Source organism: Blautia massiliensis (ex Liu et al. 2021), assembly GCF_052064225.1.
Classification (GTDB): Bacteria; Bacillota; Clostridia; order Lachnospirales; family Lachnospiraceae; genus Blautia_A; species Blautia_A fusiformis.
In genome coordinates this window covers 1-471 of the sequence record NZ_JBQHWA010000095.1, presented here as the reverse complement: position 1 = coordinate 471, position 471 = coordinate 1, and the positions used below count along the sequence as shown (strand labels likewise).

The window sequence follows — 471 nt, the reverse complement described above, 5'->3', positions numbered from 1 at the left end:
CATGATGAGTTCCTCCTCTTGTTATTATACATTTTATTTGTATCAAGGAAATATCTCATTTTTGTTTTGTACTAATTAGATGCTAACATCAACCTGATACAGGATCTTTCTGAGTTTCCTTCTCCCGCGTTTGCTGATCCTCGTCCTTCCTTTATGCTTTCCTGAACTGTTTTCTACCAGTTCCAGTCCTGCATACTTCTGGATCTGTTTCGGTGAATCAAAGTGTCTGATATCACCTACCTCAGCTATGAATCCTGCTATTGTGATGCTCCCTACTCCTTTAATGGCGAGTAACTTCTCCACATGTGGTACTTTTAGGATCATTTCCTCAAGTACTTTATTGACGGCTTCTAACTGCTAATTCCATAAGCGATGCTCTTCAAGCAGCATATATAATTCACTTTTTGTTCCAATCCCTCCGTCAAGTCCAACACTGTTGTGCGCAGCTTCAACCAGGGTCTTTGCCCTATC

General features: G+C 40.8%; 1 pseudogene. It reads right to left on the bottom strand.

Annotated elements, in window-relative coordinates:
- Nucleotides 1-96 precede the first annotated feature (96 nt).
- Nucleotides 97-324, bottom strand: a pseudogene (locus tag ACTNDQ_RS15455) (IS110 family transposase); the annotation flags it as partial.
- Nucleotides 325-471 lie beyond the last annotated feature (147 nt).